Source organism: Pseudomonas sp. TH10 (assembly GCF_016651255.1).
Taxonomy (GTDB): domain Bacteria; phylum Pseudomonadota; class Gammaproteobacteria; order Pseudomonadales; family Pseudomonadaceae; genus Aquipseudomonas.
In genome coordinates this window covers 43417-50497 of record NZ_JAEKEG010000170.1, presented here as the reverse complement: position 1 = coordinate 50497, position 7081 = coordinate 43417, and the positions used below count along the sequence as shown (strand labels likewise).

Annotated in this window: 5 protein-coding genes and 1 pseudogene; 1 reads left to right on the top strand and 5 read right to left on the bottom strand. The window is 61.1% G+C overall.

All coding sequences use genetic code 11. The annotated features are described in order from the left end of the window. Together JFT80_RS22505 and metE are read right to left on the bottom strand one after the other, a co-directional pair. On the bottom strand, positions 1 to 850 hold an 850-nt coding region (locus JFT80_RS22505), incomplete at its 3' end, for an alpha/beta fold hydrolase (RefSeq protein WP_201149521.1). Positions 851 to 1016: 166 nt separating this feature from the next. Beyond that, complete coding sequence (gene metE, locus JFT80_RS22500; RefSeq protein WP_201149519.1) at positions 1017 to 3329, bottom strand: 5-methyltetrahydropteroyltriglutamate--homocysteine S-methyltransferase; 2313 nt, start codon at positions 3327 to 3329, stop codon at positions 1017 to 1019. 120 nt (positions 3330 to 3449) lie between these two features. Here metE and metR point away from each other — a divergent pair, with 120 nt between their 5' ends. Beyond that, entirely contained in the window at positions 3450 to 4367 is a 918-nt protein-coding gene (gene metR, locus JFT80_RS22495) for a transcriptional regulator MetR (RefSeq protein WP_201149517.1), read from the top strand. 153 nt (positions 4368 to 4520) lie between these two features. On the opposite strand, the gene JFT80_RS22490 is transcribed toward metR, so the two are convergent. From JFT80_RS22490 to JFT80_RS22480, 3 genes and pseudogenes are all read right to left on the bottom strand, one after another. Further along, complete coding sequence (locus JFT80_RS22490; protein ID WP_201149515.1) at positions 4521 to 5159, bottom strand: LysE family translocator; 639 nt, start codon at positions 5157 to 5159, stop codon at positions 4521 to 4523. A 24-nt stretch (positions 5160 to 5183) separates the two neighbouring features. After that, positions 5184 to 5612, bottom strand: coding sequence for an NUDIX domain-containing protein (locus JFT80_RS22485; RefSeq protein ID WP_201149513.1), 429 nt, complete (start codon positions 5610 to 5612; stop codon positions 5184 to 5186). Positions 5613 to 5688: 76 nt separating this feature from the next. Next, a pseudogene (locus JFT80_RS22480) lies at positions 5689 to 7056 on the bottom strand (HD domain-containing phosphohydrolase). Positions 7057 to 7081 lie beyond the last annotated feature (25 nt).

The following is a 7081-nucleotide window of genomic DNA, read 5'->3' as shown; positions in this document are numbered from 1 at the left end:
CGTGCATGACCGGCAGCAACGGATCAGCCGTGCCGTGCACCACCAGCGTCGGCACGCGCAACTGGTTAAGCAACGCCACGCGGCTCGGTTCAGCGAGGATCGCCATGATCTGCCGCTTCACGCCTTCCGGATTGAACGCGCGGTCATACGACAATGCCGCTTGATGCAGCAATGCCTGGCGGTCATCCGTCACCGTCGGGCTACCCAGCGCCGCCAACAGATCAGCCTGCTGCTCCAGCGCAACTTCGCGATTCGGCGCGCCGCGACGGGATAGCAGTTGCACCAGCGCGGCACTCGGTGCCGGCAGGCCTTCAGCGCCGGAGGTGGTCATGATCAGCGTCAGGCTCTCGACCCGCTGCGGCGCCATCGCCGCCATGTGCTGGGCGATCATCCCGCCCATGCTCGCGCCGAGGACATGAAACTGCTCGACGTGCAGCGCCGACATCAGGCCCAGCGCGTCGTCGGCCATGTCAGTCAGGCTGTACGGCGCCGCCACCGGCAGCCCAAGTTTGTAGCGCAGCACTTCAAAGGTCAGATTGGCCTCAAGCGGGGCCTGGCGCCAAGTCGACAGACCGACATCGCGGTTGTCATAACGAATCACCCGAAAGCCCTGCTGACACAGCGCGACTACCACCTCATCCGGCCAGTGAATCAATTGCCCGCCCAGGCCCATCACCAGCAGCAACGCCGGATCCGACGCGCGACCAATACTCTGATAAGCGATGCTGACTTGTTGCAGATCGACGTGCTCGGTCGGCACGTTGACATCGCAACGCGCTGCCGCCATCGACGGCGCACCGAACAAAAGCGCGGCCAACATGGCCGCGACTGATAAAAACACCTTGTGCATGAAAAACACCGAAACGCAGAACCCCAGTAGAGCGCGAGTCTGATGAAGTTTGTTCAAGCGCGCTGCCACAGTTCCATGACAGTTTGATGAAGAGTGCCGAGCGGTCATATTCGAAACCATGCGATCGTTGATGGTCGGATCGCCGCCCGGAGCATGCGCCGCCAGGCTATGCCAATCGAGTGCGCAACTGTCGTGCAGCGTTCACCATGTGTACCAACGCTGCTTCGGTTTCCGGCCAGCCGCGGGTTTTCAGGCCGCAGTCCGGGTTGACCCACAGGCGCTCGGCTGGAATGCGTTTGGAGGCCTTGCGCAGCAAGTTGGCCATTTCCGATGCATCCGGAATGCGCGGCGAGTGGATGTCGTAGACGCCCGGGCCGATTTCGTTCGGGTAAGCGAAGGCTTCGAAAGCGTCGAGCAACTCCATGTCCGAACGCGACGTTTCGATGGTGATCACGTCGGCATCCATCGCTGCGATGGACTCGATCACATCGTTGAACTCGCTGTAGCACATGTGTGTATGGATCTGCGTTTCGTCACGCACACCGCTGGCGCACAGACGGAACACTTCGGTCGCCCAGTCCAGATAATGCTGCCACTGCGCCTGACGCAACGGCAGACCTTCACGGAACGCCGCTTCATCGATCTGTACGATCTTGATGCCGGCGGCTTCCAGGTCGACCACTTCGTCACGGATTGCCAGCGCCAGTTGTCGAGCCTGCACTTCACGGCTGACATCTTCACGCGGGAACGACCACATCAGCATCGTCACCGGACCGGTCAGCATGCCTTTCATGACCTTGTCGGTCAGGCCCTGGGCGTAGCGGATCCACTCGACGGTCATGGCTTTCGGTCGGCTCAGGTCGCCGAAAATCACTGCCGGTTTCACACAACGCGAACCGTAGCTTTGCACCCAACCGAAACGGGTGAACACGTAGCCGTCGAGTTGCTCGGCGAAGTACTCGACCATATCGTTGCGTTCGGCTTCACCGTGCACCAGCACGTCGAGGCCCAGGCGCTCCTGGATTTCCACCGCGTGGCGGATCTCGCTGTGCATCGCCTCGGTGTATTCAGCGGCGCTCAGCTTGCCTTGCTTGAACGATTGGCGCGCCAGACGAATCGACGCGGTTTGCGGGAAAGAGCCAATGGTGGTCGTGGGAAATGCTGGCAACTGCAGGCGAGCACGCTGTTGTTCAACACGCTGGGCAAACGGTGATTGGCGCCGGCTGTCAGCGGCACTTACCGCCGCAACACGGGCCTGCACGGCAGTTTTGTGAATACGCGGCGACTCGGCACGACTGGCCTCAATGGCATTGCTTTCAGCCAGCGCCGCTCGCACCTTGGGCGCTTGTGGATCGTTAAGCGCGTCACGCAGCACGGCGATCTCGCCACACTTTTGCACGGCAAACGCCAACCAGCTTTTCAGTTCCGGATCGAGTTTGTCTTCGCGGTCCAGATCCACGGGGCTGTGCAGCAGCGAGCAGGAACTGCTGACCCACAGGTTGTCGCCAAAGCGTTCCTGGGCCGGTTGCAATTGCGCCAGCACCGATTCCAGTTCGCAGCGCCACACATTGCGCCCGTTCACCAGGCCCACGGACAGGATCTTGTAGGTCGGCAGGCGATCAAGCACCTGGCCGAGTTGATCCGGCGCACGCACGGCGTCGATGTGCAGGCCTTGCACCGGCAGGCCGACCGCCAGGCCGAGGTTGTCTTGCAGACCACTGAAGTAGGTCGCCAGGAGTTTTTTCAGCGGTGAGTACTGAAGGATGTGGTAGGCGCGTTCGAATGCGCTTTTCCACGCCTGGGGCAGGTCCAGGGTCAGGATCGGTTCGTCGATCTGTACCCATTCCACGCCTTGCTCGGCAAGGCGACTGAGGATTTCGTTGTAGACCGGCAACAGCCGTTCGAGCAGATCGAGCCGGTCGAAGTCGTCGCCCTTGGCCTTGCCCAGCCACAGGTAGGTGAGCGGGCCGATGATCACCGGCTTGACGGTGTGGCCGAGCGCCAAGGCTTCGTCGACCTCGTCGAACAGTTGCTCCCAGCTGAGTTTGAACTGCTGATCGGCGCTGAACTCCGGGACCAGGTAGTGGTAGTTGGTGTCAAACCACTTGGTCAGTTCCTGGGCGTACTGCGCCTGGCCATGCTCATTGCCGCAACAGCTGGCGGTGGCGCCACGGGCCATGGCGAACAGGGTATCGAGGGTCGGCAGGCCGTTCTCGTCCTGGGCGCCGGCAAAACGCTGTGGGATCACGCCGAAGGTCAGGGAATGGGTCAGCACCTGGTCATACCAGGCGAAGTCGCCTACCGGAAGCAAATCGATGCCGGCGTCTTTCTGCAGCTGCCAATGGGTGGCACGCAACTGCCGGCCAACGCTGTGCAGCGCATCCTGGTCGAGGTCGCCCTTCCAATACGATTCAAGGGCTTTTTTCAGTTCGCGGTCTGCGCCGATGCGGGGAAAACCAAGTGTGTGGGCCAACGCCATGGGGAATGCTCTCAATCAAAAGGGGACGTGAAACATGGCGCTATTGTCGACAGACAGGACAACATGAGACAAACTCAACCTTTTCGTGTTGATCACAAGTTTTCCTCATGGAGCTCCCCGGTGCTTGAAATCCGCCATCTGAAAACCCTGCACGCCTTGCGCGAAGCTGACAGCCTGGTCGATGCGGCCGACCGCCTGCACCTGACCCAGTCGGCGCTGTCCCACCAGTTCAAAGAGCTGGAAGAACGCATGGGCATGCCGCTGTTCGTGCGCAAAACCAAGCCTGTGCGCTTCACCAGCGCGGGCTTGCGCCTGCTGCAACTGGCTGATGCGACACTGCCGCTGCTGCGTGGCGCCGAGCGCGACATTGCCCGGCTGGCCGGCGGCACGGCAGGACGCTTGCACATGGCTATCGAATGCCACAGTTGCTTTCAGTGGTTGATGCCGACCATCGACCAGTTCCGCGATGCCTGGCCTGAGGTTGAACTCGATCTGGCCTCGGGCTTCTCCTTCGCCCCGCTGCCAGCCCTGGCGCGCGGAGATCTGGACCTCGTGGTGACTTCGGACCCGCAGGAGCTGGCGGGCATCACCTATGTGCCGCTGTTCACTTACGAGGCAATGCTTGCGGTGGCCAACCAGCATCGTCTGGCGAGCAAGGCGTACATCGTGCCCGAAGACCTGATCAGCGAGACCTTGATCACCTACCCGGTGGAACGCGACCGGCTGGACATCTTCACGCGTTTTCTCGAACCGGCAGATATCGAACCGGCGCAGGTGCGTACATCCGAGCTGACGGTAATGATGATGCAACTGGTCGCCAGCGGTCGTGGCGTGTGTGGCATGCCGCACTGGGCGCTGCACGAATACAGCTCGCGCGGGTACGTGAAGGGCAAGCGGCTAGGGGAAAAAGGTCTGTTCGCCACGCTGTATGCCGGCATTCGCGCGGACATGCTGGATGCGCCGTACATGCGCGATTTCCTGCTGACGGCGAAGGACACCTCGTTCTCGACACTCGATGGTGTCAGTGCCGTGAGGTAGGAGCGAGCTAGGCGCGATGGACGCCAATGATGACGCGGGAAACCTGACACCCCTCGGCGCACTCAGGTTTTTCGCGAGCGAGCTCGCACCTACACGGTTCGGCTGTCATCGATTACGTGGAAAGCTTCACAGCCTGAGCCGTCCCCGGGCTTTTCAGGTTGCCTTACGCTGCTCCAGCATCAAGCGCACCGCCAGCGCCGCCAGCACACCCCCCATGAAGTAACGCTGCATCGCCAACCACGTCGGATTACGCACGAACCACGAAGCGATCCCCGCGGCGAACAATGCGATCAACAGATTGACGGTGAAACTGACGCTGATCTGCGTCAGCCCGAGAATGATGCTTTGGGTGAACACCGAGCCGTGTTCCGGCGTGATGAACTGCGGAAACACCGAGAGATAAAACACCGCGATCTTCGGGTTCAAAGCGCTGGTTAGAAAGCCCATGGTCACCAGTTTGCGCGAAGAATCCGGCGGCAGCTGCTGCGCTTCAAACGGCGAGCGCGCACCGGGTTTCACCGCTTGCCAGGCCAGCCACAACAGGTACAGCGCGCCGGCCCACTTCAACACTTCATACGCCATCGGGACGGCGATGAATACCGCGGTCAAACCCGCTGCCGCCGCGAACATGTGCACAAAAAAACCCGCGACCACGCCAAGCAACGAGGTCACCCCGGCCTTGCGCCCCTGACAGATCGAACGCGAGATCAGGTAGATCATGTTCGGCCCCGGCGTCAGCACCATCAGCAACGCCGCGGCGGCGAATATCAGCAAGTCGTGGAGTGGAATCATGGGCAATCCTTCGTCCGTAAAAGATCAGGCAGTCGCGATGAGCGAAGCTCGATAAAACGGCAGGATCAGGTCCCGTGTCAATGGCGCCAGCAAGACATCGCCCTCGGTGGCCGGGTCGATCCAGATCACCTCCTCGATCTCCGCCGCCGGCGACACGTCAGCCGCAATTGCCAGCTGAAACAGCTCGGCCTGCACGACAAAACCCGGCTCATTGGCGGCCGGGGCGCTGAACTGGCCAAGGTAGGCGGCGTGCGCAGGATCGATCAACAGCCCCAACTCTTCCTCCAGTTCCCGCGCCAGCGCGTGCACCGGCTGCTCCTGGGCTTCGATCTTGCCACCGGGCTGCATGAAGGCGGTAGTACCGCGTTTACGTACCAGCAGCGTGCGCCCGTCCGGGCCGATCAGCAGCGCTGCGGCAATGCGGATAACGCGGGTGGTTGAAGTAACAGCCATGAAGCAAATCCTGCCCTGGATAAAAAACCCAAGGATACAGGTCCGCCTGTCCGTTCCCAATGGATCAGTACAACGCCTATGCCCTCTCCTGCACGTGCGCAACGTTAGCCGACGGGTCCTGCGGGACCTTTACAAAGATGCTGTACTTCGCCCCTCCATGGCTTCAAAGGCGATGAGTTTCTCCACCAGTGCCCCGTTCAACACCTTGCCGGCGTTGAGCAGCAGCATGCCATTATCGGCATTGAGGTTGCGCGCCAGGATCATGCCCGCCGCCACGTCGCGAGTAGTCAGCACCTTGACCGCAGGGTCGGCCAGCGAGACATCGCTCTGGCAGGCGGCGCAGACCTGGATGAAATCTTCTACCATCCCCGGGTCGTAGAGCCGACCCGCATAGTTGCGGATATAGAGCAGAGCTTCATCGCTGTTCATCTGCCGCTCCAGAATCAGCCCGCGTTGCAACTCGATGAAATCCACCGCAAGTTTCAGCAGCCGCGAACCAAAGGGAATGGCCTCGCCCTTGAGCCGGTCGGGAAAGCCGGTGCCGTCCCAACGCTTCCTGATGGTGAAGGATCAGGCGGGCCGCATCCTTCATCGGGTCGAGGGTCATCAGCAACGTCTCGCTTTGTTTCGGATAACCGCGATAACGCTCGCGGTCGTTGTGATGCAGCAAGTCCGCCGGGGCGGTCATCATGCTGTCCGTCCAGCTCAGCTTGCCAATGTTGTAGAGCGCTGCTGCCATGGTCAGGTCGCGACCGGTGGCTTCATCCACCCCATGGCGGTTGCAGTACACCCGCACCAGCTCGATGATCTGGCGATTGGTCTGCTTGGCCGGCGGCAAGCGCAAATTGGCCAGCAGTGAAAACACCTCGGTACCCGTGACGTAGCTGCGCTTGAGCTCTTCGTAGGCCAGGTCGAGCATATCGGCCGTCTGCTGCAATTCGGCAGTGCGCGCGGCCACATGCTTTTCCAGCGTGGCATTGAGTCGCTTCAGCTGCTCGTTCTGCTGATCGGTTTCCTGCACCAGGCGCAGGCGTTCGCGCTCCGAGTGCTGGTAGGCGAGTGATTGGCGCAGGGTGAGCAGCAGCTCCTCATCGTGCCAGGGCTTGCTGATGTAACGATGAATCTGCCCTTCGTTGATCGCCTTGATGATGGCCGCGGGATCGGCGTAGCCGGTAAGCATGATTCGCGTGGTATGGGGATAAAGCTGGTGGACATGCGCCAGGAACGTGGCGCCATCCATATTGGGCATGCGGGCATCGCTCATCACCAGGTCGATGGGCTGCTGCGCCATGATCTCCAGCGCCTGGGCACCACCCGTTGCCAGCAGCACGTCGTAAGGTTGGCCGCGCAGCAGGCGGCGCAGGCTATTGAGAATCGATTCCTCATCATCAACCAGCAGCACTTTGGGTTTATGACTCGAAGTCGTGGGGGGTTGCTCTTCCATGACGTCACCTCGGGTAGTACTGCTG